The organism is Mesorhizobium sp. Arg314 (assembly GCF_053714275.1).
This window is the reverse complement of the sequence record NZ_JBSKBP010000030.1, coordinates 19,062-43,996: the sequence shown is the minus strand read 5'-3', so window position 1 is coordinate 43,996 and position 24,935 is coordinate 19,062. Positions and strand designations below refer to the sequence as shown.

General features: G+C 64.0%; 24 protein-coding genes. 15 read left to right on the top strand and 9 right to left on the bottom strand.

Annotated elements, in window-relative coordinates; all coding sequences use genetic code 11:
* Positions 1-198: 198 nt before the first annotated feature.
* A complete protein-coding gene (locus tag ACWGS9_RS25355; protein WP_454507825.1) occupies positions 199-543 on the bottom strand; it encodes an SH3 domain-containing protein in 345 nt (114 codons plus the stop codon).
* Positions 544-678: 135 nt separating this feature from the next.
* Between ACWGS9_RS25355 and ACWGS9_RS25350 the strand changes: the two genes are divergently transcribed.
* Together ACWGS9_RS25350 and ACWGS9_RS25345 are read left to right on the top strand one after the other, a co-directional pair.
* Positions 679-2,778: a S9 family peptidase gene (locus tag ACWGS9_RS25350; protein ID WP_454507824.1), complete on the top strand. Its 2,100-nt coding sequence runs from the start codon at positions 679-681 to the stop codon at positions 2,776-2,778.
* A gap of 100 nt (positions 2,779-2,878) precedes the next feature.
* Positions 2,879-3,268 carry an SET domain-containing protein gene (locus ACWGS9_RS25345; RefSeq protein ID WP_454507823.1) on the top strand — a complete coding sequence of 130 codons (390 nt, stop codon included), beginning with the start codon at positions 2,879-2,881 and terminating at the stop codon, positions 3,266-3,268.
* A 7-nt stretch (positions 3,269-3,275) separates the two neighbouring features.
* Here the strand turns inward: ACWGS9_RS25345 and ACWGS9_RS25340 are convergent, their stop codons facing one another.
* The 4 genes from ACWGS9_RS25340 to ACWGS9_RS25325 form a co-directional block, all read right to left on the bottom strand.
* A complete protein-coding gene (locus tag ACWGS9_RS25340) occupies positions 3,276-4,223 on the bottom strand; it encodes a cytochrome c (protein ID WP_454507822.1) in 948 nt (315 codons plus the stop codon).
* Positions 4,224-4,232: 9 nt separating this feature from the next.
* Complete coding sequence (locus ACWGS9_RS25335) at positions 4,233-4,670, bottom strand: c-type cytochrome (RefSeq protein ID WP_454507821.1); 438 nt, start codon at positions 4,668-4,670, stop codon at positions 4,233-4,235.
* Positions 4,671-4,929: 259 nt separating this feature from the next.
* Entirely contained in the window at positions 4,930-5,532 is a 603-nt protein-coding gene (locus tag ACWGS9_RS25330; RefSeq protein WP_320217350.1) for a superoxide dismutase, read from the bottom strand.
* 220 nt (positions 5,533-5,752) lie between these two features.
* A complete protein-coding gene (locus ACWGS9_RS25325; protein ID WP_454507854.1) occupies positions 5,753-6,631 on the bottom strand; it encodes a branched-chain amino acid aminotransferase in 879 nt (292 codons plus the stop codon).
* A 152-nt stretch (positions 6,632-6,783) separates the two neighbouring features.
* On the opposite strand from ACWGS9_RS25325, the gene ACWGS9_RS25320 reads away from it, so the two are divergent.
* The 3 genes from ACWGS9_RS25320 (at position 6,784) to ACWGS9_RS25310 (ending at position 9,424) form a co-directional block, all read left to right on the top strand.
* Positions 6,784-7,446, top strand: coding sequence for a haloacid dehalogenase type II (locus tag ACWGS9_RS25320; protein WP_454507853.1), 663 nt, complete (start codon positions 6,784-6,786; stop codon positions 7,444-7,446).
* A 289-nt stretch (positions 7,447-7,735) separates the two neighbouring features.
* Positions 7,736-8,557 (top strand): L,D-transpeptidase, encoded by an 822-nt coding sequence (locus ACWGS9_RS25315; RefSeq protein ID WP_454507820.1) that lies wholly within the window; start codon positions 7,736-7,738, stop codon positions 8,555-8,557.
* Between the two features lie 243 nt (positions 8,558-8,800).
* Positions 8,801-9,424 (top strand): FMN-binding negative transcriptional regulator, encoded by a 624-nt coding sequence (locus tag ACWGS9_RS25310; RefSeq protein ID WP_454507819.1) that lies wholly within the window; start codon positions 8,801-8,803, stop codon positions 9,422-9,424.
* A gap of 51 nt (positions 9,425-9,475) precedes the next feature.
* On the opposite strand, the gene ACWGS9_RS25305 is transcribed toward ACWGS9_RS25310, so the two are convergent.
* Both ACWGS9_RS25305 and ACWGS9_RS25300 read right to left on the bottom strand, forming a co-directional pair.
* The gene (locus ACWGS9_RS25305; RefSeq protein ID WP_454507818.1) at positions 9,476-10,801 is read right to left on the bottom strand and encodes an aspartate aminotransferase family protein; all 1,326 of its coding nucleotides are present in this window, start codon (positions 10,799-10,801) and stop codon (positions 9,476-9,478) included.
* The gene (locus ACWGS9_RS25300) at positions 10,798-11,688 is read right to left on the bottom strand and encodes a MurR/RpiR family transcriptional regulator (RefSeq protein WP_454507817.1); all 891 of its coding nucleotides are present in this window, start codon (positions 11,686-11,688) and stop codon (positions 10,798-10,800) included. The genes ACWGS9_RS25305 and ACWGS9_RS25300 overlap by 4 nt, the downstream gene beginning before the upstream one ends.
* Before the next feature lie 79 nt (positions 11,689-11,767).
* Here ACWGS9_RS25300 and ACWGS9_RS25295 point away from each other — a divergent pair, with 79 nt between their 5' ends.
* The 6 genes from ACWGS9_RS25295 to ACWGS9_RS25270 all read left to right on the top strand — a co-directional run bounded on the left by ACWGS9_RS25295 (position 11,768) and on the right by ACWGS9_RS25270 (position 16,938).
* Positions 11,768-12,595: a beta-keto acid cleavage family enzyme gene (locus tag ACWGS9_RS25295; protein ID WP_454507816.1), complete on the top strand. Its 828-nt coding sequence runs from the start codon at positions 11,768-11,770 to the stop codon at positions 12,593-12,595.
* Between the two features lie 162 nt (positions 12,596-12,757).
* Positions 12,758-13,510, top strand: a complete 753-nt coding sequence (glnH, locus tag ACWGS9_RS25290) for a glutamine ABC transporter substrate-binding protein GlnH (protein WP_454507815.1) — start codon at positions 12,758-12,760, stop codon at positions 13,508-13,510.
* A gap of 71 nt (positions 13,511-13,581) precedes the next feature.
* Positions 13,582-14,238, top strand: a complete 657-nt coding sequence (gene glnP / locus ACWGS9_RS25285) for a glutamine ABC transporter permease GlnP (protein WP_320229070.1) — start codon at positions 13,582-13,584, stop codon at positions 14,236-14,238.
* Positions 14,235-14,963: a glutamine ABC transporter ATP-binding protein GlnQ gene (gene glnQ, locus ACWGS9_RS25280; protein WP_454507814.1), complete on the top strand. Its 729-nt coding sequence runs from the start codon at positions 14,235-14,237 to the stop codon at positions 14,961-14,963. Before glnP ends, glnQ begins: the two co-directional genes overlap by 4 nt.
* Positions 14,953-16,011, top strand: coding sequence for a C45 family autoproteolytic acyltransferase/hydolase (locus tag ACWGS9_RS25275; RefSeq protein ID WP_454507813.1), 1,059 nt, complete (start codon positions 14,953-14,955; stop codon positions 16,009-16,011). Before glnQ ends, ACWGS9_RS25275 begins: the two co-directional genes overlap by 11 nt.
* A 9-nt stretch (positions 16,012-16,020) precedes the next feature.
* Complete coding sequence (locus ACWGS9_RS25270) at positions 16,021-16,938, top strand: MurR/RpiR family transcriptional regulator (protein WP_454507812.1); 918 nt, start codon at positions 16,021-16,023, stop codon at positions 16,936-16,938.
* A 33-nt stretch (positions 16,939-16,971) separates the two neighbouring features.
* Here ACWGS9_RS25270 and ACWGS9_RS25265 read toward each other — a convergent pair whose 3' ends face one another.
* A complete protein-coding gene (locus ACWGS9_RS25265; RefSeq protein WP_454507811.1) occupies positions 16,972-18,495 on the bottom strand; it encodes a helicase HerA-like C-terminal domain-containing protein in 1,524 nt (507 codons plus the stop codon).
* A gap of 255 nt (positions 18,496-18,750) precedes the next feature.
* On the opposite strand from ACWGS9_RS25265, the gene ACWGS9_RS25260 reads away from it, so the two are divergent.
* From ACWGS9_RS25260 to ACWGS9_RS25250, 3 genes are all read left to right on the top strand, one after another.
* Positions 18,751-20,193, top strand: coding sequence for a methylmalonyl-CoA mutase subunit beta (locus ACWGS9_RS25260; RefSeq protein ID WP_454507810.1), 1,443 nt, complete (start codon positions 18,751-18,753; stop codon positions 20,191-20,193).
* On the top strand, positions 20,190-22,313 hold the full coding sequence (gene scpA / locus ACWGS9_RS25255; protein ID WP_454507809.1) for a methylmalonyl-CoA mutase: 2,124 nt from the start codon (positions 20,190-20,192) through the stop codon (positions 22,311-22,313). Before ACWGS9_RS25260 ends, scpA begins: the two co-directional genes overlap by 4 nt.
* A gap of 61 nt (positions 22,314-22,374) precedes the next feature.
* A complete protein-coding gene (locus ACWGS9_RS25250) occupies positions 22,375-22,788 on the top strand; it encodes an AbrB/MazE/SpoVT family DNA-binding domain-containing protein (RefSeq protein WP_454507808.1) in 414 nt (137 codons plus the stop codon).
* A 150-nt stretch (positions 22,789-22,938) separates the two neighbouring features.
* On the opposite strand, the gene greA is transcribed toward ACWGS9_RS25250, so the two are convergent.
* Positions 22,939-23,421 (bottom strand): transcription elongation factor GreA, encoded by a 483-nt coding sequence (gene greA / locus ACWGS9_RS25245; protein ID WP_320217368.1) that lies wholly within the window; start codon positions 23,419-23,421, stop codon positions 22,939-22,941.
* 106 nt (positions 23,422-23,527) lie between these two features.
* Between greA and ACWGS9_RS25240 the strand changes: the two genes are divergently transcribed.
* A complete protein-coding gene (locus ACWGS9_RS25240; protein ID WP_454507807.1) occupies positions 23,528-24,904 on the top strand; it encodes a TIGR03808 family TAT-translocated repetitive protein in 1,377 nt (458 codons plus the stop codon).
* Positions 24,905-24,935: the final 31 nt, after the last annotated feature.

Sequence of the window (24,935 nt, the reverse complement as noted above, 5' to 3'; positions counted from 1 at the left end):
GAGATTTTTCTGGCCAGACCAGCATGCCATGACGTCACGTCATCCGTATGTTAGACATCCGATCGCCGCCCGACATGGCGCTCAATGCTTGCCAATGCTTGGATGCCTGTTGCGCCGCCACGATGAATCCTGCGGCGCAACGGAGCGCAAGGACCCCGCCTTGCCAGCCACACCGACAAGGTGGGGTGACGGCATCCCTCAATAAGGCGCGATATATTTGCCGTAGACCCAGCCGGTGACGAAATGGCCATTCTGCGCCGGGTCGTGCCAGATCTCGCACCAGCAATAGCGGATCGCCTGGCGCTGCTCCCACTGCGGCTGCCGGGCGATATCGAGCAGGTTGACGCCACCGGTGCAGCGGCCGGTCATCTGCATCACGGCACCGTTCGGATACGCGCGCTGCTTTTGCGATGTGTTGGAAGGAAATTTTCGCGCATTGAGCGCGTCGCCGAACGGCACGCCCGCCACTTGCCAGGCGGCAAAGACGGTTGCATGAGACTGACTGGAAAGAGCCAGACCTGCCGCAAGGACGGCAACAGACATTGCGGTAGAAACACAGGATTTCATCTTTCCCCCTTCAACTTAGCTTGTGTAGACCATCTTGAAACGCGCCCCCCTTGAACCGCCGCTGAGCGGCGTGTTCACTTGTTATTCAAGCAAATTCCGCAGCGAGACGTAATGATCAGAGCTTCCGCCTTCCCGACCGCCAGCCCGCCGATCCCTGAGAAACACCCGGTTTCCGACACACATCACGGCGTCACCCGCAGCGACCAGTATGCCTGGATGCGGGCTGACAACTGGCAGGCCGTGTTCCGGGACCCCTCCCTGCTCGACGGCCGCATCCGCGCCCATCTGGAGGCTGAAAACACCTATCAGGCCGTGCTGATGGCCGGCACAGCGGACCTGCGCGGCAAGCTGTTTGCCGAGATGAAAGGGCGCATCAAGGAAGACGATTCGACGGTGCCGATGAAGGACGGCCCCTATGCGTATGGCTCGTCCTTCAGGCAAGGCGGTGAGCAGCCGCGCTATTTCCGCACGCCCCGCGACGGCGGCGCCGACGAGATCCTGCTCGACGGCGACGCGGAGGCCGAAGGCAAGCCTTATTTCCGGCTCGGCGGCGTCGACCATTCGGCCGACCACAAGAAGCTGCTGTGGGCGTTCGACGACAAGGGTTCGGAGTTCTTCACGCTGCGCGTGCGCGATCTTGCGAGTGCCAAGGAGCTTGCCGACCAGATCCCGGATACGGGTGGCGGCGGGGTGTGGAATGCCGGCGATGACGGCTTCTTCTATACCCGTCTCGACGACAACCACCGCCCGTCAAAAGTGTTCTTCCACGCGCTCGGCAACAAGCCTGAAAACGACCGGCTGATCTATGAGGAGACCGATCCGGGCTTCTTCATGGATGTCGGCGGCACGCGCGCCAATGACTGGATCATGATCGGCATCAACGACCATGAGACTTCCGAATACCGCCTCCTGCCTGCCAATGACCCGTCAGCCGAGCCGAAGCTGGTGGCGGTGCGCGAGACCGGGCTGCAATATGACCTGGAAGAAGGCGGCGACATCTTCTTCATCCTCACCAACGCCGACGGCGCCAAGGATTTCAAGATCATGACCGCGCCGGTCGCCAATCCGGTGCGCGCCAATTGGCAGGAACTGGTACCGCACGAGCGTGGCCGGCTGATCCTCTCGGTGCTCGGTTTCAAGCATCACATGGTCAGACTGGAGCGCAAGGACGGCCTGCCGCGCATCGCCGTGCGCGAGCGCTCCAGCGGCGAGGAGCATTTCATCTCCTTTGACGAGGAGGCTTTCTCGCTCGGCCTCTCCGGCTCCTACGAATACGACACGGAAGTGATGCGCTTCACCTATTCGTCGATGACGACGCCGGCGCAGGCGTTCGACTACAACATGCGCAGCCGCGAGCGCGTGCTTTTGAAAACGCAGGAAGTGCCCTCAGGCCACCATCCGGAGCACTATGTCACGCGCCGCCTGATGGCGCCCGCCGCTGACGGCGAGCTGGTGCCGATCTCGCTGCTATACCATCGCGACACGCCGCTGGATGGTTCCGCGCCCTGCCTGCTTTACGGCTACGGCTCCTACGGCATCACCGTTCCTTCCGCCTTCAACACCAACTGCCTGTCGCTGGTCGACCGCGGCTTCGTCTACGCCGTCGCGCATGTGCGCGGCGGCAAGGACAAGGGCTATGGCTGGTACGAAGACGGCAAGCGGGCGAAGAAGATGAACACCTTCACCGATTTCATCGCCTGCGCCCGCCATCTCGTCGCCGAGCGTTACACGCAGCATGACCGCATCGTCGCGCAGGGCGGCTCGGCCGGCGGCATGCTGATGGGGGCGATCGCCAACATGGCGCCGGACAATTTCGGCGGCATCGTCGCCGAGGTGCCGTTCGTCGACGTGCTCACCACCATGCTCGACGCCAGCCTGCCGCTGACGCCGCCGGAATGGCCGGAATGGGGCAACCCGATCGCGTCGGCCGGCGACTACAAGACGATCGCCGCCTATTCGCCCTACGACAATGTCGCGGCGCTCGACTACCCGCCGATCCTGGCGCTGGCCGGCCTAACCGATCCGCGCGTCACTTATTGGGAGCCGGCGAAATGGGTGGCGCGACTGCGCGAACGCAAGTCGGGCGGCAATCCGGTGCTGTTCAAGATCAACATGGATTCCGGCCATGCCGGTGCATCGGGTCGCTTCTCGCGGCTGGAGGAGATCGCCTACATTTACGCCTTTGCCTTGAAAGTGACCGGCAAGGCCTGATTTTCCGCTCGCAATTGCCAAGAGCGCGCGTTACGCAATTCGCCGTTATTTTTGGTCGCGGTCATCTCGGACCGCCTCACCGTCATTCGCAGGGTTGGTCATGCTGCTCGTCGACGTTTATCTCGACAAATCGCCCATCCAGGGCATCGGCGTCTTCGCCAAACATCGCATCGCGCGGGGCACTCTAATCTGGAAGCTCGACCCAAGGTTCGACCGGCGCATTCCGGTGGAGACCTATGAAGGCGAATCCGGACCGGTGAAGTCCTATCTCGACCGCTATTCCTATCCGGACCGGCGCGATCCGAACTTTGTCGTCTTCGAGGCGGACGACGCGCGCTACATGAACCATGCCGACGAACCGAACTGCGATGTTTCCTCTCCCGAGGAGACTTACGCGCTGCGCGACATCGCGCCCGGCGAGGAACTGACCTGCGACTACAACCATTTTTTCGAAAACGGCTTCGACTTCCTCGGCGACCGCCACCCGTAGCCTGAGGCTATTTGGCCGGCTTACGCGCCGGATAGCCGTTCGGATGCGGCGGCACGGCCCTGAGGTACGCGGCGATCGCCGCACGGTCGTCAGCGGTCAGTTGCGCCATGTTGCGTTGCACGTCGACCATGGCGCCGCCGACGGAATCGAAATCGGGCGTGAAGCCGGTTTCGAGGTAGTTGGCGATGTCGGCCTCCGACCAGCTTTTGATGCTGTTACCGTCGGGGGTGATGTTGGGCACGATGCCCTTGCCTTCGGCCGCCACGGCCCCCGCCAGCCACTCGGCCTTCTTGAGCCCGCCGGCGAAGTCGCGCGGCGTGTGGCATTCGCCGCAATGGCCGGGTCCCTCGACCAGATAACGGCCGGCCAGAGCCTTGTCCGGCTTGCCGTCGGGCAGCGCAATCACCGGTTCGGGGCTGAGATAGAGCCGCTTCCACAGGCCGATGCCGCGGCGGATGGTGAAGGGGAAGGAAAGCTTGTGGCCCGGCGCCTTGCCGGCAACCGCCGGCAGCGTCTTCATGAAGGCGTAGAGGTCGGAGATGTCGGCCGGTTTCATGCGCGCGTAGGACGCATAGGGAAAGGCTGGATAGAAATGCTCGCCGGAAGGCGAAACGCCTTTCAGCATGGCATTGGCGAAGTCCTCCTTGCTCCAGGCGCCGATGCCGTCCTTCTGATCCTGCGAGATGTTTGGCGGCACGAAGGTGCCGAACGGCGTCTTCAGTTCCAGGCCGCCGACCAGTTGCAGCCGGGCGTCGCCCTCGCCGCCCGGCCTGGCATGGCAGGAGGTGCAGCCACCGGCATAGAAGATGCGCTTGCCTTTGGCGGCGTCGCCGGGGCCGAGCTGCGCGACGGTCTCGGCGTCCAGCCTGACGGGCGCCGACAGGACCCAGCCTGCGGCAGCCGCGCCGCCGCCAAGCACGATGACGGCGCCGACGAGCTTCTTCAGCCAGGCCATGTCAGGCGGTCAGCCCTTCTTGACCCTGTAGCTCTGATGGCAGGCGCCGCAATCGCCACCAAGGGTGTTGAGCTGCGCCTTCAAACCATCGACATCACCCGGCGGCGACGCGACCGCTTCCTTGGTGTTGGCAAGGAACTTGTCCTCGGCGGCCTTGAAGCCGGCCATATCTTCCCAGATCTTCGGCGCGGCTGTGGTATCGCCCTGGTCGCTGCCGGCCGGAAACAGCCTTTCGGCATCGAACTTCTCGGCGTTGGCCTGCAGGGCCTTCAGCGTCGTCAGCACGGCGGCCGCATCGAAATCCTCCTCGCCCTTGACCACCTTGGACAACTGGCCGGCGAGCTTGCCGCGCTCCTTCATCAGGGCCTGGCGATCCTGAATCGGATCGGCAAAGGCGGCCGAGCCGGCAAAGGCGAGCATAGATATGGCGAGGACAAGCTTTCTCATTCAATTGGCTCCATGGTGAAGAGAGTAAGCGACTGCGGCATTTCACCGTTTCACGGTGAAATGCTCTATCTCCTTGTTGGCGCAATTCCGGACGGAAAACCGTTCCACACTTTTCCTTGAATTGCTCTCAACGTTAACGGACGTCGCGACGGAAATATTCCCTTCGACGCCACAGTGAATTTTCCCCGCCGGGATGAAAATCTGTGGCGCCGGCCGAAAAAGAAAAGCCCCGGCGTGCCGGGGCTTTTCGGTAAAACGATCAACCTTTGGCCTTCTCGTATAGCTCCAGGACATGGTCCCAGTTGATCAGGCTGTCGACGAAGGCTTCGAGGTATTTCGGCCGCGCATTGCGGTAGTCGATGTAATAGGAGTGCTCCCAAACGTCGACGCCGAGGATCGGCGAGGCGCCATGAACCAGCGGATTCTCGCCGTTCGGCGTCTTGGAGATTTCGAGCTTGCCGTTCTTGACCGACACCCAGGCCCAGCCGGAACCGAACTGGGTGGTGCCGGCGGCGATGAAATCCGCCTTGAACTTGTCATAGCCGCCGAGATCGCTGTCGACGGCCTTCTGCAGCGCGCCCGGCAGCTTGTTGCCGCCGCCGCCCTTCTTCATCCACTTCCAGAAATGGATGTGGTTGTAGTGCTGCGCTGCGTTGTTGAAGAGCCCGGCATTCTTGCCGAAGGACTGCTTCACGACCTCTTCGACCGACAGGTCGCCCATTCCGGCTTCGGCTGCCAACTTGTTGCCGTTGTCGACATAGGCCTTATGGTGCTTGTCGTGGTGATACTCCAGCGTCTCCTTCGACATGTAAGGCTGCAGGGCCTCGTAGTCATAAGGCAAAGCGGGCAACTCAAAAGCCATGGATGGTACTCCCTCGAGGAAAAAGTCCGGTGATACTACCGAGCTAAGATAGGTCTGGAATGGGTCGGGGCAACTCCGGAATGGAGCGCCGAGCGACTTTTAGAGCAATTCCAGGAAAAGTGTGAAACGGTTTTCCGTCTGGAATTGCGTAAAAAATAAGAGCCGGAGCGGTTCGCCGTTTCTTCGCCGTTTCAGTGAAACGGTAGAACGCTCCAGCGGCTCAGGCGGCGGAAGTCGAATGCGCCCATTCCCAATAGAGCTCGCGCGCCTTCTTAGCCACGGGACCGGGCTGCAGGTCGCGATTCTCAATGCGCGTGATCGGCACGACCTTCGAATGATTGCCGGTCGAGAATATCTCATCGGCTTCGAGAAAATCGCGGATCGACAGCGTCTTCTCGGTGGTCTTGAAGCCATAGTCGCCGAGCAGGTTGATGGTCCGCGAGCGGGTGATGCCGGAGAGAAAAGTGCCGTTCGCGGCCGGCGTCATCACATGGCCGTCCTTGACCAGGAAAATGTTGGAGGTTCCGGTCTCGGCGACATTGCCCAGCATATCGAGAACCAGCGCGTTGTCGAAGCCGCGGTTCTTGGCCTCCAGGATGGCGCGGCCATTGTTGGGATAGAGGCAGCCGGCCTTGGCGTTGGTGGGCATGGTCTCGATGGTCGGGCGCCTGAACGGCGAGACGCCGATCGAAAAGCCGGAAGGCGCGATCATCGGCGATTCGTATAGACAGAGGCAGAAGCGGGTCGAGGCCGGATCGGCCGGCACGCCCATATAGCCGCCATGCTCGGCCCAATACATCGGCCTGATATAGACCGCCGTCTTGCCGTCGAATTTCTTCAGGCCATCCCAGGTCAGCCCGACGATCTCCTCAGCGGTCATGGAAGGCTTCAGGCCAAGCGCTGCCGCCGAGGCGTTGACGCGGGCGGAATGAAGCTCGATGTCGGGCGCCACGCCCTCGAACCAGCGGCCGCCGTCGAAGACGCTGGTGCCGAGCCACATGGCATGGCTGCGCGGCCCCAGTATCGCGACATTGCCCTCGTACCAGTCGCCGTCCACATAGGTCCAAGTCGCGGTTTGCGCCGCAGCCGCCAGTGTCATGTTCGCCGTCCAGATCGATGATTTCAGCCCGGCATAGGACGATGCTTTGGCGGCCAGCGTCAACCGACATCGGGAAAAATCGTTGAGGCCAGAGGCACTTGACCGCAATCAGCGCTTGCGCGGCAAGCCTACGCGCCGCAAAACTCTTCCGCATGCACCATGCGGCCTATGTCTTCGACGCCTATGGCACGTTGTTCGACGTGCATGCGGCCGTGCGCCGCCATGCGGGCGAGATCGGCCCGGACGGACAGTTGCTCTCCGAAATCTGGCGCGCCAAGCAGCTCGAATATTCCTGGGTCCGGACGCTGATGGGCTCATATGCCGATTTCTGGCAACTGACCGAGCAGTCGCTCGACTTTGCGCTACGCAAGGTGCCCTCGGCCGACCCGTCGCTCAAGGCCAGGCTGCTCGAAGCCTATTGGCGGCTCGACTGCTACCCGGAAGTGCCCGCCGTGCTGAAAGCGCTCAAGGCCTCGGGCGCGAAACTCGCGATCCTGTCCAACGGATCGCCGGAAATGCTCAACGCCGCGGTCAAATCCGCGGCACTCGACCAGATCCTCGACGATGTGTTTTCGGTCGACGCGGTGCGCAGGTTCAAGACCGATCCGTCGGTCTACGACATGGTGGTCACCGGCTGGCGGTTCTATCCGGGCGCGGTGTCGTTCCAGTCGTCGAACCGCTGGGACATAGCCGGCGCGGCCAAGTTCGGTTTCCGCACGGTCTGGATCAACCGGACCAACCAGCCGGACGAGTACCGCGACTTTCCGCCGGGGCTGATCCTGCCCTCGCTCGAAGGCCTGCCGGCCGGCGTCTAGAGCAATTCCAGGAAAAGTGTGAAGCGGTCAGGTTCGGCGACTCGCCATAGCCTTCCGTCCGGAATTGCGTCAAAAAGAGATACGGCGGTTCGCCGTTTCCCCGAAAACGGGCCAACGGCCCGCTGTTGCTGCAGCGCAACAGCTGCGGCGCGGCCACAGCTTCGCCTTTTTCTGTCCACCCTCAAGCCAGAATTGGAACCGCCTATCGCCGCCGACTGTTATGGATGCCGCCAGCGATGTGCGCACGGGTTCATGCTTTCTTGCGAATCAAGACCTAGAAAAGGCAACCATGTCAGACGCTTCCTTCCGCATCAGCCGCCGTGGCTTCCTCAATTTCACAGCCCTAGGCGCTGCTTCGGCAGCCGTTTCCGCCTGCACCACCACCGGTCCGGCCCCCGCCCCGGTCCAGCCGCCGCCGCCGGCCTATGTCGAGCCGCCGCTCGGCGACTATGAGACGATGTATGGCGCGATGTCCGACAACGGCTTCGACCTGCCGGCCATCCCGGTGAACAAGATCGATCACAGATTCTTGCGCCAGATCGTTCCCGATCCGACCGGGCAGCGCCCCGGCACCATCGTCGTCGATACCACCGGCCACTTCCTCTATCTGGTGCGCGAAGGCGGCCAGGCGATCCGCTACGGCGTCGGCCTCGGCCGCGCCGGCTTCGAATGGGCGGGTGACGCGGTCGTGCAATGGAAGCAGAAGTGGCCGAAATGGACGCCGCCGGACGAGATGGTCGCCCGCCAGCCCGAATTGACGCAATACAGCGCCAAGAATGGCGGCATGCCAGGCGGCCTGAAGAACCCGCTCGGCGCCCGCGCGCTCTATCTCTTCCAGGGCAACCAGGACACGCTCTACCGCCTGCACGGGTCGCCCGAATGGTGGTCGATCGGCAAGTCGGTGTCCTCGGGCTGCGTGCGCCTGATCAACCAGGACATCATCGACCTCTACGACCGGGTGCCGACCAAGTCGCCCGTCATCGTGACGGCCAATGTCGGCGCACCGGAGGAGGACATGCCGGAACGCAAAGCCATCCCGATCGACAACGGCGTACCGACGGGCTCGATCCTGCTCGGTCCGGTGAAGAAGCTCACCAACGAGATTTTCTGACCCGCCAAAGCGCGACGCGCTTTGTGCCTTTGTTCCTGTGCATGTCGTTTCCCAAAACCGCTGCGCACTTTTAGGCGACATGCATTGGCCGGTCAGCGGCGCTCGGCCAAAGGGGCGAAAACCCGCGACGCCGACGGCCTGCATCGATACGCCTGCAATCCGGCTGGACTACAAAAAACTTTCGAGGCTGGATGTTCTAAGCAGGTCGAACTTCAGGCATTTTATGCCGCAAGGAGTTTTGCCATGTACACACCCCCCGCCTTCCGCGACGACGACAAGGAGAGCCTCAGGGCCACGATCCGCGCGGCGCGGCTGGCTATCCTGGTCACCGCCACGGCCGAAGGCCCGCTGGCGACGCCGTTGCCGCTTTTCCTCGATGCGAGCGAAGGTGAGCATGGCGTGATCTACGGCCACGTCGCAAAGGCAAACCCGCATTGGCGCGTGCCGCCGCTGGGCGATGGCCTGGCGATGTTCATGGGGCCGGATGCCTATGTGACGCCGGCCTGGTACCAGACCAAGCAGGAGACCGGCAAGGTCGTGCCGACCTGGAACTATGTCGCCGTCCATGCCCACGGGCCGATCGAATTCTTCGAGGATGCCGACAGGCTGCTCGAGGTCGTGACGCGTCTGACCAACCTGCATGAAGGCGAACGCGTCGCGCCCTGGGCCGTGTCGGACGCGCCGCCGGATTTCGTCCAGTCGCAGCTGAAGGGCATTGTGGGGCTGCGCATGCCGATCACGAAGCTCGAAGGCAAGCGCAAGATGAGCCAGAACCGCAATGCGGCCGATCGCGCCGGCGTGCTGGCCGGCCTGGCGGCAAGCGACCGGCCTTCCGACCGCGAGGTTGCGCCGCTCATCCCGGTGTGAACGGCGCGACCACCTGAAGGCCGCGCCAGCGAGTTTGAACGGTTGATACCGTTAGCTGCGCAATGCCTCGCCGATGGCGTCGTCGAGGCGTTCGACGATCGCGTCGATGGCCGCAACGTCGCAGATGAAGGGCGGCGCCAGGAGCACATGGTCGCCACTGGCTCCGTCGATCGTGCCGCCCATCGGGTAGACAAGAAGGCCGTTCGCCATGGCAGCCTTCTTGATGCGCGCATGCAGCTTGCGTTTCGGATCGAAAGGCTGCTTCGTCGAACGGTCCTCGACCAGCTCGACGCCCATGAACAGGCCGCGCCCGCGAATATCGCCGATGTGGGGATGGTTGCCGAAGCGCTCGCCGAGCCGGCGCGCCAGATGCGCGCCCATCGCTTTCACATTGTCGAGCAGTCTGTCACGGGCGATGACCTCCTGAACGGCGAGCGCCGCGGCACAGGCCATCGGATGGCAGATATAGGTGTGGCCGTGCTGGAAGAGGCCTGAGCCATTCGCGAAGGCGTCGAAGATTTTCCGGCCAAGCAGGACCGCGCCGATCGGCTGATAGCCGCCGCCGAGCCCCTTGGCGATCGTCATCAGGTCTGGAGCGACGCCATCCTGCTCGCAGGCATGCAGCGTTCCGGTGCGACCCATGCCGCACATCACCTCGTCGAGGATCAAGAGCACGCCGTGGCGATCGCAGATCTGGCGGATGCGGCGCAGGTAATCCGCCACCGGCGGCACCGCGCCCGCCGTCGCGCCGACCACCGTTTCGGCAACGAAGGCCATGACCGTCTCCGGTCCGAGCTCGATGATCTTGTCTTCAAGCGCTTGCGCAGAGCGAGCGGCATAGTCCTCATCCGTCTCGCCGGTTTCCTGGAAGCGATAGGCGAAGCACGGGTCGATGTGATGCGTTTCGATGAGCAGCGGCCGGAACTGGGCGCGCCGCCATTCGTTGCCGCCGGTCGCGAGGGCGCCAAGCGTGTTGCCGTGATAGCTCTGCTTGCGCGCGATGATGTTGCGGCGCTGCGGTTGGCCGATCTCGACGAAATACTGCCGCGCCATTTTCAGCGCCGCCTCGATCGCCTCCGAACCGCCGGAGACGAAATAGGCATGGCTGATGCCGGCCGGCGCGTCGGCGACGAGCCGGTCGGCAAGGGCTTCGGCGACGTCGCTGGTGAAGAAGCTGGTATGGGCGTAGGCAAGCGTGTCGGCTTGCCGGTGCATGGCGGCGATGACGTCGGGATGGCCATGGCCGAGGCAGGAAACAGCGGCGCCGCCGGAGGCGTCGATATAGCCGCGCCCGTTGCTGTCGAACAGCTCGATGCCCTTGCCGCCGCTGGCGACCGGCAGCACGGCGTTGATCTGGCGATGCAGGATATGGGTCATGATTTCCTCCGGCCGCGCGGCGGCAAGATGTGGATGTCGAGTTGGGAGAGCTGGTCCTCTGTGCGGCGGATGGCGGCAAGCGCCTTGTCCCCGCCCTTGCCGGCGATCAGCGCCGCGAGGATCTCGCCGACGACGAAGGCCGGCGCCATGGCGTGGAAGAAGGACGGGCTTTCCGTCGGCACCAGCACCGACAGGGCGGCCAGGCCGACGAGCGGCGACACGGCGCTGTCGGTGAGCGCGATCACCGGCACGCCGCCGGCCGCGGCGCGACGGGCAAGATCGACGGTCAGCCTGGTGTAGGGCGCGACGCTGACCACGAACAGGATGTCCTCAGAGGTCGCGAGGCGAATGGCGTCGGTGCCAGTTCCCGAGGCGCCGTCCAGCATCACCGCCTTCTCGCCGAGAAAGGACATGACGTAGGAAAAGTGCGCGACGACCGGATGGCTGGAGCGCAGGCCGAGGCAGAATATCCGGCGCGCCGCATGCAGCCGCTCGGCCGCCGCGGCAAGCGTGTCGAGCCGCTCGGGTTCGCCAAGGTGGGCGATCTGCTCCGACAGCGACCTCACCATCTCGCCAGCCAATGCGCGGTCGCCGACCTCGCTTTGCCGCGCGAGCTGCGCGCCAGCTTTGCCGGCGAAGCCGAGCTCACCCTGCCGCATGGCATTGGCGTAAAGCGAGCGCAGCGACTCATAACCATCGAAGCCCAGCCGCTTGGCCAGGCGCACCATCGTCCAGGGCTGCAGGCCGGCGCGGCGCGCCTGCTCGCGCATCGACAGCAGCGCCACGTCCTCGGGATTGTCGAGAAGATAGCGGGCAGCGTCCTGAAGCTGCGAAGGCAGGGCGTCGAAGACCTCGACGATGGCATCGGTGAGCGGCGCGCGGATCATGCCACAACCATAGACGCAAATGTATGATCGTGCAATATATGTTGCATAAGTTGATCTATTGCAACAAATGGAGCTATCAATGCCGTACCAAAATCGCGTTGCGATCGCCGTGGCGCCAAATGGCGGTCGGCGCACGAAGGCCGACCATCCAGCCTTGCCGATCACCCCGGATGAGTTGGCGGATGTGGCCGCTGCCTCGTTCGAAGCCGGCGCCGCCATGATCCACGTCCATGTCCGCGACCGCGACGCACGCCATTTGCTGGACGCCGAAGCCTACCAAGCCGCGACCGCAGCGATCAGGGCGAGCGTCGGCGACAGGCTCGTTCTCCAGATCACCAGCGAGGCGCTGGGTATCTATCGGCCCGAAGAGCAGATGCGGGTGGTGCTGGAAGTCCGCCCCGAAGCGGTTTCGCTGGCCTTGCGCGAGCTCGTGCCCGACCCGACGCGTGAAACGGCGTTCGCCGCGTTCCTCGAAACGCTGCGCAGGGAGAAGGTCACGCCGCAGATCATCCTCTACACCCCCGAGGAGGCGGCCTATCTCGCGGCGCTCGCGGGTCGCGGCGTGATCCCCTTCGACAACCTGCCGGTTCTCTATGTGCTCGGCCGCTACACGATCGGGCAGACGTCGCGGCCAGCCGACCTGCTGCCGTTCCTGGTGCCCGGTATCGCCGCCGCCAGCCATTGGATGGTCTGCGCCTTCGGCGGCCAGGAGACGGCCTGCGTCACGACCGCGGCGCTGCTCGGCGGACATGCGCGCGTCGGCTTCGAGAACAATCTTTTCCTGCCCGGCGGGGCGCTGGCTTCCGGCAATCAGGACCTCGTCGCGGCTACGAGGCGGGCAGTCGAAGCCTGCGGAGTCACACTCGCCGATGCGGACGCGCTCAGACGTCAGTGGGCCGCCGCCTGAAGCTTCTTGAATGTTCGCTGACAGCCGTTCCCCAGCAGGTTCGCCTTGTCGCAAGATGCAAATATGTAGTGCATTTTATATCTGAATGCATTTTTAATTTGCGCAGAAGGTCCGACGGTGTTAGGCTTCCCGGGCAATCCAACAAAAAGGGGAACCCGAAAAATGAAGTTCGCACTTGCAAGCCTCACCGCCGCCGCGGCCGTCGCGGCAACACTCGCCTTCGGCCATCCGGCCTTTGCCGACGACCTGATCGTGGCGACGGACACCGCCTTCGTTCCGTTCGAATTCAAGGAAGGCGACAAATATGTCGGTTTCGACATCGACCTGTGGGCCGCAATCGCCAAGGATATCGGCGTGACCTACACGCTGCAGCCGATGGACTTCAACGGCATCATCCCGGCGCTGCAAACCAAGCAGGTCGATGTCGGGTTGGCCGGCATCACCATCAAGGACGAGCGCAAGAAGGTCATCGACTTCTCTGACGGCTATTACGACAGCGGCTTCCTTTTGATGGTGCCGGTCGACAGCGCGATCAAGGGTCCGGATGATCTCGTCGGAAAGACGCTGGCCGTGAAGACCGGCACGTCGGCGACCGACTACGCCAAGGAGCATTTCAAGGGCACGGAACTGCGCCTGTTCCCCAACAGCGACAACGCCTATCTCGAGGTTGCGACCGGACGCGCCGACGCTGCCATGCACGACACGCCGAACGTGCTCTACTACATCAAGACCAACGGCCAGGGGAAAGTGAAGACCGTCGGCCCACAGATGATGGCCCAGCAATATGGCATCGCCTTCCCCAAGGGCAGCCCGCTCGTCGCCAAGGTCAATGCTTCGATCGCCAAGTTGAAGGGCGACGGCACCTATAAGGCCATCTACCAGAAGTGGTTCGGCACCGAGCCGCCGAAGAGCTGATCACCGGGGTTTCCCTTGGATCCCCTTGCGCGCCGGCAGGGCCGGCGTGCCTTCCCTGAAGGAAAGCTCTCATGGATTTCGATTGGTCCGTCATCTGGCAGGCCTTGCCGGAGCTGTTCAAAGGCGCCCGCCTCACGGTGCTGATCGCGCTCGCCGGGCTTGCCGGCGGCCTTGTCATCGGCTTCGCCGCCGGGCTGGCACGCGCCTATGGCAACATCGTTCTCAACGCCATCGCCATGGTCTATGTCGAGATCATTCGCGGCACCCCGATCATCGTGCAGGTGATGTTCATCTATTTCGCGCTGCCGATACTGGCCGATGTCCGCATCAACCCACTGGCGGCGGCAATCATGGCGATCATCATCAATGCCGGCGCCTACATCGCCGAGATCGTGCGCGGCGCCTTCCTTTCCGTCCATCGCGGATTGCGCGAGGCCGGCCTAGCGCTCGGCCTGCCGTTCTGGAAAGTGCTTCTCTACATCATCGGCCCGCTCGCCTTCCGCCGCATGATCCCGGCGCTCGGCAACCAATTCATCGTCAGCCTGAAGGATACATCGCTGTTCATCGTCATCGGCGTCGGCGAACTCACCCGGCAGGGCCAGGAAATCATGGCGGCCAACTTCCGCGCCGTCGAAATCTGGTCGGCCGTGGCGATGTTCTACCTGATAATGACGGGCACGCTTACGCTCATCCTCCGGCTGACCGAAAAGAGGATGCGCATCCTGTGAGCATCGTGGCGTTCAAAAAAGTCACCAAGCGCTTCGGCCAGGTCACGATCCTCGACCAGGTCGACCTGTCGATCGAGCCCGGCGAGAAGGTCGTCCTGATCGGCCCCTCCGGATCCGGCAAATCGACGCTGCTTCGCTGCATCAATGCGCTGGAGGAGATCAACGGCGGTGACCTCGTCGTCGACGGCATCAGCGTCAAATCCGGCGGCCGCATGGTCCGCCTGATCCGCCAGGAAGCCGGCATGGTCTTCCAGCAGTTCAATCTGTTTCCGCAGATGACGGCGCTCGAGAACGTCGCTTTCGGCCCGCGCCGCGTGCGTGGCGAAACGCGGCAAGAGGCACGCAGGCAGGCGCTGGAAATGCTTGCCAAGGTCGGCCTCGCCGACCGGGCGCATCACTATCCGAGCGAGCTTTCCGGCGGCCAGCAGCAGCGTGTCGCCATCGCCCGTGCGCTTGCCGTCAAGCCTAAGCTGATGCTGTTCGACGAGCCGACCTCGGCGCTCGATCCCGAATTGCGGCATGAAGTGCTGCGCGTGATGCAGGCGCTGGCCGAGGAAGGCATGACGATGATCGTCGTCACTCACGAGATGGCCTTTGCCCGCAAGGTCGGAACCAGGCTGATCTTCATGGAGGGCGGCAAGATCGCCGTCGATGGCGAGCCGCGGGAGCTGCTTGCGAACCCGCAAAACCCGCGCTTGAAAGAGTTTCTCCAGCATGTTGCATGATGCCGACCGCCGGCTTTCCTTCATCGATGTCGCGGGGTCGCCGCAGGAGGTCGGCGCCGCCCTCGGGCGCTTTGGCCGGGCCGCCCTGCACGACCACTTCCGCACGTCCGCGGCATGGCGCGAACTGACCGCACGCCGCGCCGATCCCCGTATCGGCACGATGGCGACGATCGTGCGGGAACGGTTTCCGCGCTACTGGGCCGAGTTGCAGGGCCTCGCCGTCGGGCTCGAATTGCCCTTCGACGACGTCTTCCTTTGGAACTGCCGCGGCGACATCTGGGCAATGGCGCCGGATGGCTGCACGACGGTGCAATTGCCGGGATCCCCGCATGTCATCGGTCACAACGAGGACGGCGACCCGGATTTCGCCGGGCACTGCGCGCTGGCCCGTGTGACGTCCGAAGGCGGCAATCAATTCACCGCCTTCGTCTATCCCGGCTCGCTGCCCGGCCACACATTCGCGGCCACGTCGGCGAGGCTGGTGCAGACGGTCAACAACACCAGGCCGCTGGCCGGCGGCGCCGGGGCGCCGCGCATGGTGCTCGCGCGCGCCGTGCTCGACGCAGCGGACCTCGACGCGGCGCTGGCTCTGCTCGAATCGGTGCCGCGCGCCGGCGCCTTTCATCTTACCCTGGCGCAGGCCGGCGACGAGCGGCTGCTTAGCGTCGAGTTCACCGCCCAAGCCCTGTCGGTCGATCGCGTCGAAGCGGCGCGTGTCCACTCGAACCACTTGATCCACGCCGACACCGGGCGCATGTCGCAGATCGTCACCGGTTCGTCCGGCGTGCGCCAACGACGGGGCGAAGCGCTGCTGGATCAGACGCCGCAATCGAACCCGCAAAGCCGCGCGCTCGGCATCTTGTGGGACGCGGCCGATCCCGAGCTGCCGATCTACCGCACCGATCCGGCCGACAGCGATGTCGAGAACACGCTTGCAAGCGCTGTCTTCCGCATCGGGGCTGACAAGGTCGAGTGGGCTGTCTACGATGCGGCATACGAAGCAGCGCGCTTCGACATGCGGGATGGACTTGTCCCTGTCGCGGGGTGAACGGGAACGATGCCAGAGGAAGTCGTTGCGAAGCCGCCGCGCACCATCGAGGATCTGAGGGCACTGGCGCTCTCGGTCGGCCGCGACGAAGCAGGCTTTTCCCTCGGCTCCAAGGCGCATGACGTCTTCGCCAAGCTGGTCGAGGCGCCCGAACAATCGGCCGTCCGCACGATCTCGGAACTCGCCGATCAGTTCGGCATCAATCCGTCGACGCTGACCAGGCTGGCGAAGCGTCTCGGCTTCGAAGGCTTCAGCGATTTTCAGGCCGTCTTCCGCAAGGCAATCGCCGACGACCAGCAATATTTCTACAGCCGCCAGGCCGGAAGGCTGATGACGACACCGTCGGCAGGCGGCACCGAAGTCGAGGTCTTCGAGCAGCTGGCGCGCGAAACGGCGGCGAATGTCGACGGCTTCCTCGGTCAGGTGGACAGCGCCTCGCTAAAAGGTACGGCAAGCCTGCTGGCGAGCGCTCGGCGCGTGCGCATCCACGGCGTTCGCCAATTCCATTCGCTGGCGAGCTTTCTTACCTATGGCCTGGGCATGGTGCGGTCCGACGTAGCGCTCCTGGATGCGCCGCGCCTCGGCGTCGCCGAGGCGCTGTCGCAGCTTGAGCCGGGCGACGTCGTCGTCACAGCCAGCTGCGCGCCCTATACGCGCAGCGTCGCCGAGGTCGGCCGCGTCGCGGCAGCGAACGGCCAGAGCGTGATCGCGATCACCGATTCCCGATCCTCGCCACTCGCCCCTCCGGCCGAGCATGCCTTCTTCATCCCGCATGCCAGCAGCTTTTATTCGAACAGCATGGGCGCCTATGTCGTGTTTTGCGAAGCGCTGCTCAACCTCGTCGCCCGCGAGCTGGGCGACAAGGCGCTGAACTCGCTGGCCGGGCGCGAGCGGCTCATCGCCGAGATGAACATCGAAGTCGGCTGATCACTTCAGCCCCTCGTGCTCGGCGCTGAAAGCTCACCTTCCCCTGGCCAGGCTCCCCAGAATGCCGCGCACGATGGCGCGGCCGACGGATGAGCCGACCGAGCGCACCACCGACTTGATGGCGGCTTCGGCAACGGTCTGGCGGTTGGAAGACCGCCGGTTGCCTGTCCCCAAGACATCGTCGAAGCCGGGAATGGTCCAGCGCGAGCCGCCGCTGTTTTGCTGCTTTGCGTGGGCCTCGGCGTCTTGCGCCTCCTTGGCCTTTTTCTGCAGGATTTCGAAGGCCGATTCGCGATCGACGACCTGGTCGTACTGGCCGGCGACCGGGCTCTCGGCCATGATCTTGCGTCGCTCGTCCGGTGTGATCGGCCCGAGCCGCGAGGATGGCGGGCGGATCAGCGTGCGCTGGACCATGGCCGGCACGCCCTTGTCCTCCAGCATCGAAACCAGCGCTTCGCCGGTGGCGAGCTGGGTGATGGCGGTGGCGCAGTCGAAATCGGGATTGGGCCGGAAGGTGTCGGCGGCAGTGCGCACCGCCTGCTGTTCGCGCGGCGTATAGGCGCGCAGCGCGTGCTGGACGCGGTTGCCAAGCTGGGCGAGCACCTTTTCCGGAATGTCGAGCGGGTTCTGGGTGACGAAATAGACGCCGACGCCCTTGGAGCGGATCAGCCGCACCACCTGCTCGACACGGTCGATCAGCACTTTCGGCGCGTCTTCGAACAGCAGATGCGCCTCGTCGAAGAAGAAGACCAGCTTCGGCTGGTCGAGATCGCCGACCTCGGGCAGTTCCTCGAACAGTTCCGACATCAGCCACAGCAGGAAAGTGGCGTAGAGCCTGGGGTTCATCATCAGCTTGTCGGCGGCCAGAACGCTGATGGCGCCGCGGCCGTCGCGCGTGGTGCGCATGATGTCGGCGATGCGCAGCGCCGGCTCGCCGAAGAAGTTCGCCGCGCCTTGGCTCTCCAGCACCAGGAGCGTGCGCTGGATGGCACCGACCGACGGCCTGGTGACATTGCCGTAGCGCGCGCTGAGTTCGTCGGCGCGGTCGGCGATGTTGGCGAGCAGCGCCTGCAGGTCCTTCAAATCAAGCAGCAACAGGCCTTCCTCGTCGGCGATGCGGAAGGCGATGTTCATGACGCCTTCCTGCGCCTCCGTGAGGTTCATCAGCCGCGACAAAAGCAGCGGCCCCATCTCGGAAATGGTGGCACGGATCGGATGGCCCTGCTCGCCGAACAGATCCCAGAAGATGACCGGAAATTCCTGGAACTGGTAGGGATCGAGCTTCACCTCTCCGGCGCGCTCGACCAGGAAATCCTTGGCCTCGCCCATCATGGATATGCCGGATAGGTCGCCCTTGACGTCGGCGCAGAAGACCGGCACGCCGGCATTCGAAAAGCCCTCGGCCAGGATCTGCAGGCTGACCGTCTTGCCGGTGCCCGTGGCTCCGGTGACAAGGCCGTGGCGGTTGCCGTAGCGCAACAACAGCTCTTCCGCGTGCTGATAGGAATCGTCGGGCTTGCGGCTGGCGCCGATGAAGATGCTGGTCTCGTCAACCATAAATCCGGTCTCCGCAATCTGTTCCGCTCAAAGGCCTCACCCGAGCTATAGTAACGCTAGCCGCATGCGGCAATGGTCAGTAAAGAATTTGGGGCCGGCACCGAATTTGACTTTGGGCGCTTGCGGATTTTGCGCATGTTTGGCAATCGGTTAGATGGCCGCAAGAGCACCTGGCCGGATGACGCATTGTGATATCCGGTTCCTGACCTTAGATTGGCTGGACCCGGCTGATGCGGCCGAGAAGCGAGGAGAGCGATGAGCGCCGGCGCCTTGACCAGGGATGTCGACCTTCCGAACCCGGACGCCAAGCGTTGGCAGACGCTGGCGGAGAAGGCGCTTGCCGGCGGTTCCTTCGAGGAAAAGCTGGTTTCGCACACCGATGACGGCATCCGCATCGAACCGCTCAGCCAACGCTCGACGACCGCCGAGCCGCTGCCACGCACAAATCCGACAGTGCCCTGGATCGTCAGCCAGCGCGTCGACGACCCGGACATCGCCCGCGCCAGCGCGCAGGCGCTGGACGACATCGCGCAAGGGGCGACCGGCCTGTCGCTGGTCTTCGAAGGCGCGCCGAACGCGTTCGGCTACGGCCTGCCGCGCACCGCGGAAGCACTGGAAGCGGTGCTCGACGGCGTGCCGCTCAACCGCGTGCAGGTGCGCATCGACGCGCATCCCTGGAGCCGCGCGGTCGCCGACTGGCTGCTCGCTTTCTTGAGCCGCCGCCGCTCCGACCCGACCAAGCTCAACCTCTCCTTCGGCATCGACCCGGCGGCGATCTTCGCCGGAACCGGGCGGCTGCGCACCTCGATCGAGGCGCTGCAGGAATCGATGCCGCAGTCGCTGGCGCATTTCTTCTCGATGGGCGTGCCGGGCGTTCTGCTCGAGGCCGACGGCCGCGTCTTCCACAATGCCGGCGCCACCGAGGCGCAGGAGCTCGGCACGATGATGGCGTCGGTCGTGTCCTATCTCAGGATGTTCGAGAAGGCGCGCCAGCCGCTTGTCTACGCCGCGCCGCATATCGGCTTTGCCCTCAGCGTCGACCAGGACCAGTTCCTGTCGACGGCCAAGGTGCGGGCGTTGCGCAAGCTCTGGGCGCGCGTCCAGGAGGCCTGCTCGATCCCGGCATCGACGGCGAGCATCCATGCCGAGACCTCCTACCGCATGATGACGATGGCCGACCCGGAGACCAACATTTTGCGCACGGCCATCGCGGCCTTCGCGGCCGCAACCGGCGGCGCCGATTCGATCTCGATCCTGCCGCACACGATCGCACACGGGCTGCCGGCCGGCTTTGCCCGCCGCGTAGCCCGCAACGCCCAACTGATCATGGCCGAGGAGAGCCATGTCGGCCATGTCGCCGACCCCGCCGGCGGTTCGGGCGCGGTCGAGACGCTGACCAACGATCTTTGCGCTGCTGCCTGGGAGGAATTCCAGCGCATCGAGGCCGAGGGCGGCGTGCTCAACAGTTTGCAGCAGGGCTATATCCAGAACCGCGTGCAGACCGCCGCCGCCAAGCGCAACGGCGCTTACCGATCCGGTGAACGCGGCATTGTCGGCACGACGCTCTATCGCGTGCCGAACGAGCGGCCGGTCGAGACACTGCCGCAGGAGCGGCGGCCGGCGCTGACGGAGGGCGTGGCGACTTGCGAGCCGCTGTTTCCGGTGCGCATCGATCAGTCGATCGGAGCCGGTTCATGATCCCGGATTTCAGCCAGATCGGCTGGTCGGCGCCGCGTCGGGTGCCGGTCGGGCTCAAGGGCCAGCGGATGACGCCCGAAGGCATCGCCGTAAAGCACCTCTATACGCAGGGCGACCTCAAGGGGCTTGCCAATCTCGACACCTATCCGGGCATGCCGCCGTTCGTGCGCGGGCCCTACCCCACCATGTATGTCCAGCAGCCCTGGACGATCCGCCAATATGCCGGCTTCTCGACGGCGGAGGAATCCAACGCCTTCTACCGGCGCAATCTCGCCGCCGGCCAGAAAGGACTGTCGGTCGCCTTCGATCTTGCCACCCATCGCGGCTATGACAGCGACCATCCGCGCGTCGCCGGCGATGTCGGCATGGCCGGCGTGGCGATCGATTCCATCCTCGACATGCGCCAGCTTTTCGACGGCATTCCGCTCAACGAGATGACGGTGTCGATGACGATGAACGGCGCGGTGCTGCCGATCATGGCTCTGTTCATCGTGGCGGCCGAGGAACAGGGCGTTGCCGAGAAGGATCTGGCCGGAACCATTCAGAACGACATCCTGAAGGAGTTCATGGTCCGCAACACCTACATCTATCCGCCGAAACCTTCGATGCGGATCGTGTCGGACATCTTCGCCTACACCTCCAAGCATATGCCGAAGTTCAATTCGATCTCGATCTCCGGCTACCATATGCAGGAAGCAGGCGCGACGGCCGACCTCGAGCTTGCCTACACCATTGCCGACGGCATCGAATATGCGCGCGCCGGCGTTGCGGGAGGCCTCGACATCGACCGTTTCGCGCCGCGCCTTTCCTTCTTCTGGGCGATCGGCATGAACTTCTTCATGGAGGTCGCCAAGCTCCGCGCCGCGCGGCTGCTGTGGTCGAGCCTGATGCAGAAGAATTTCGTGCCGAAGGACGAGCGCTCGCTGTCGCTGCGCACCCATTGCCAGACTTCCGGCTGGTCGCTGACGGCGCAGGACCCCTATAACAACATCACCCGCACGATGATCGAGGCGATGGCGGCGACGCAGGGGCACACGCAATCGCTGCACACCAATTCCTTCGACGAGGCGATGGCGCTGCCGACCGACCATTCGGCGCGGATCGCGCGCAACACGCAGCTCATCCTGCAGAAGGAATCCGGCACCACGCGCATGATCGATCCGTGGGGCGGCTCGGCCTATGTCGAGCGGCTGACGCATGATCTGGCGGCGCGCGCGCTTGCCCATATCGAGGAGGTGGAAAGCCTCGGCGGCATGGCGGCGGCGATCGAGAAAGGCATTCCCAAGCTGCGCATCGAGGAAGCCGCCGCCCGCACCCAGGCGCGCATCGATTCCGGCGAGCAGGTGCTGGTCGGCGTCAACGCGCATAGGCCTCAGACCGATATCGAGGTCGATGTGCTGAAGATCGACAATGCCGAGGTGAAGGCGAGACAACTGGCAAAGCTGCAGCGGCTCAAAGGCACGCGCGACGTCGCGGCCCTGGAGGACGCGCTGGCGGCGCTGACCCGTGCCGCCGAAGGCGACGAGAACCTGCTCGAATTCGCGATCCGCGCGGCGCGCGCCAACGCAACCGTCGGCGAGATTTCGCTGGCGCTGGAAAAAGTGTTCGGCCGCCACACGGCGGCTGTGCAAACGATCTCCGGCGTCTATCGCGACGCGCTCGGCGACAATCCGGCGGTCGATCGGCTCAAGGAAAAGATCGAGGCGTTCGAGAAGAAGACGGGCGGCAAGCCGCGCATCCTGGTCGCCAAGATGGGACAGGACGGACACGACCGCGGGCAGAAGGTGATCGCCAGCGCCTTTGCCGATCTGGGCTTCGACGTCACCGTCGGGCCGATGTTCCAGACGCCGGACGAGATCGCAAGGCTGGCGGTGCAGCACGATGTCGACATCATCGGCGCCTCCTCTTTAGCCGCCGGGCATCTGACGCTCATCCCCGAGCTCAAGGACGCGCTGAAGAAACTCGGCCATGGCGACATGCTGATCGTCGCCGGCGGCGTCATCCCGCCGCAGGATTATGAAGCGGTGCTGAAGGCTGGTGCGGCGGAAATCTTCCCGCCAGGGACGGTCATCCCGGAAGCGGCTAACCGGCTTATGGATCGGTTGCTGGCCGATCAGTGAGAGCTTGCCCAATCGGCGAAAAGGTTGTTTCTATGAATTGAGCTACAACCAAGACGCGATAATGGCCAAGACGATCATCCATACGCTTGAAGACGGATCAGGAGCCTTACTGCTGCCACGCGAAATGCTTGACAGCTTGAACCTTCAAGTTGGCGATCAGCTCCAGATCATCGAAACTGACGACGGCGTCATTCTCAGGCCAGTCCGCGACAGCGTCGAACGGCAGATCGACGCCGCTCGCGATATCATGGACAAATACGAAACCGCACTGCGAAAGCGGCAAAATAGATTCTGCCGACGAATTCCTCGACACAAAGATTTTGCAAGGTTGCAGACTTGTCGGCGGGTAAGATCCTCACCGTTCGTTTGGGCAAATCAGCGCAAACGCTGGCGATTAGCTGAAGCCATCCCAACCTCGTCATCCCTGGGCGAAGCAGGAGCGGCGCAGAATTCTGCATCGCAGTGGCAACGCTGAAGTCACGGCATGGATCCTTGGGTCTACGCGGTACGCTTCGCTTCCCGCTCCGCCCAAGGATGACGATCGCGATGGGCGCTTCGACCAATCTCCAAGCCCGCGACCTGCCAACGCAAGCATAGCCGACCGGCCAAATTCTCTGCTAGAGAACTAGTTCTCGGCCTTGTCCGAGAGCTTGACGATCTCCCATTCCTTGCCGTTCACAGCGGCTACATCACCGACCTTCTTGCCGAACAGCGCCAAAGCCATCGGCGAGACATGGGAAATCGAGCCCTTGGACGGATCGGCTTCGTCCTCGCCGACGATGCGCCAATGCACCTTCTTACCGTCGTCGCCCTCCAGAGTGACGCCCATGCCGAAGCGCACCACGTCGCTGCCGGGTTCCGGCACCGAAAGCTCGGCGTTCTCGCGCCGCGCGGTCCAGTAGCGCAGGTCACGAGAAACCACCGCGATGCGCTCGCGGTCGCCCTTCCTTTCGGCCTTGGCAAGTATGTCGCGCAAGTCGGCCAGATTATCCTCGATCATCGCGAGGCCGCGCTCCGTCACCAGATTGCGGTGCGTGCTGATCGGCCGTTCGCCGACGCCGGCAATGGCGTTTTCGCTGTCTTCTTCGCGGGTAAAAGCTCTGCTCATTCGATGAACTTAGGCTTGGCGAGGCGACTGCACAAGCGGTTTGCCGACAGGTCTGCCTTGGCACGATTCCTGCGACGGACACGGCGAAACGCCAGGACCTGTGCCGATGTTGAACAGACGAACGTTGCTTGCCCAGACCGCAGGCCTTGCCGTCGCCGGCCTCTTCGCCGGCAAGGCATCGGCGAAGACGCTGCCGGGTATCGAGATGGCCGCGATGCGCGGCTCGATCAACGCCACCGAGGTCGGCGTGCAGCCGGGCGCGGTCGACGACCAGAGCAAGGCTTTCGCCAAGCTGCTCGCCGAAGCCAGCGACCGCGACCAGCCGGTATTCCTGCCGCCCGGCACCTATCTCGTCTCAAACCTCAAGCTGCCCGCCCGCGTGCGGCTGTCGGGCGTGCCCGGCGCGACGCGCATCGTCTATGGCGGCAACGGCCATCTGATGATGGCCGAACAGGCCGAGCATATCGAGCTCAGCGGGCTGGTGCTCGACGGCGCCAACCGCTGGCTCGCCGAATACACGCAAGGGCTGCTGGATCTGCGCCGCGTCGCCCATCTCGTCATCGACAATTGCCAGGTGACCGGCAGTGGCAAGAACGGGCTGGCGCTCGAGCATGCCGTCGGCCGTGTCGGCCGGTCCGATATTTCGGGCGCGGCGGATGCCGGCATCTATTCGGTCGAGGCCGGCGGGCTGGAGATTTCCGGCAACACCGTGTCCGATTGCGCCAATGGCGGCATCCTCGTGCATCGCTGGCAGACGGCGGAGGACGGCACCATAGTCAGCGGCAATCGCGTCCAGCGCATCGGCGCGCGGAGCGGCGGTACGGGCCAGAACGGCAACGGCATCAACGCCTTCCGCGCCGGCAATGTGATCATCTCGGGCAACGTCGTCTCCGACTGCGCCTTCACCGCGATCCGCGCCAACAGCGCCAGCAACCTGCAGATCACCGGCAACACCTGCTCGCGCTCCGGCGAGACCGGGATCTATTCGGAATTCTCCTTCGAAGGCGCGATCCTCAGCAACAATCTGGTCGACGGCGCCGCCAACGGTATCTCGATCGTCAACTTCAACGAAGGCGGCCGCATGGCGGTCTGCTCGAACAACATCGTGCGCAACCTCGAGACGACCGGCCCGTACACCGCCGATCCGCCGGGCTTCGGCGTCGGCATCAGCGCCGAAGCGGATACGACGGTCTCGGGCAATGTCGTCGAGAACGCGCCGCTCTACGGCATGCAGCTTGGCTGGGGGCCGTATCTGCGCAATGTCGTGGCGACCGGAAACATCATACGCCAGGCAGGCACAGGCATTGTCGTTTCGGTCGTCGAAGGTTCAGGCACCGCGGTCATCTCGGACAATGTCATCGACGGCGCGAAAAACGGCGCCATTATCGGCCAGCGCTGGGCCGATCCGGTGACCGGCGATCTCGCCAAATCAAGCGATACCGGCTACGCGCATCTGACCGTCGAGCGAAACAAGGTGAGCTAGAGCATTTTGCAGCCAAGCGGAATCGCTTGGC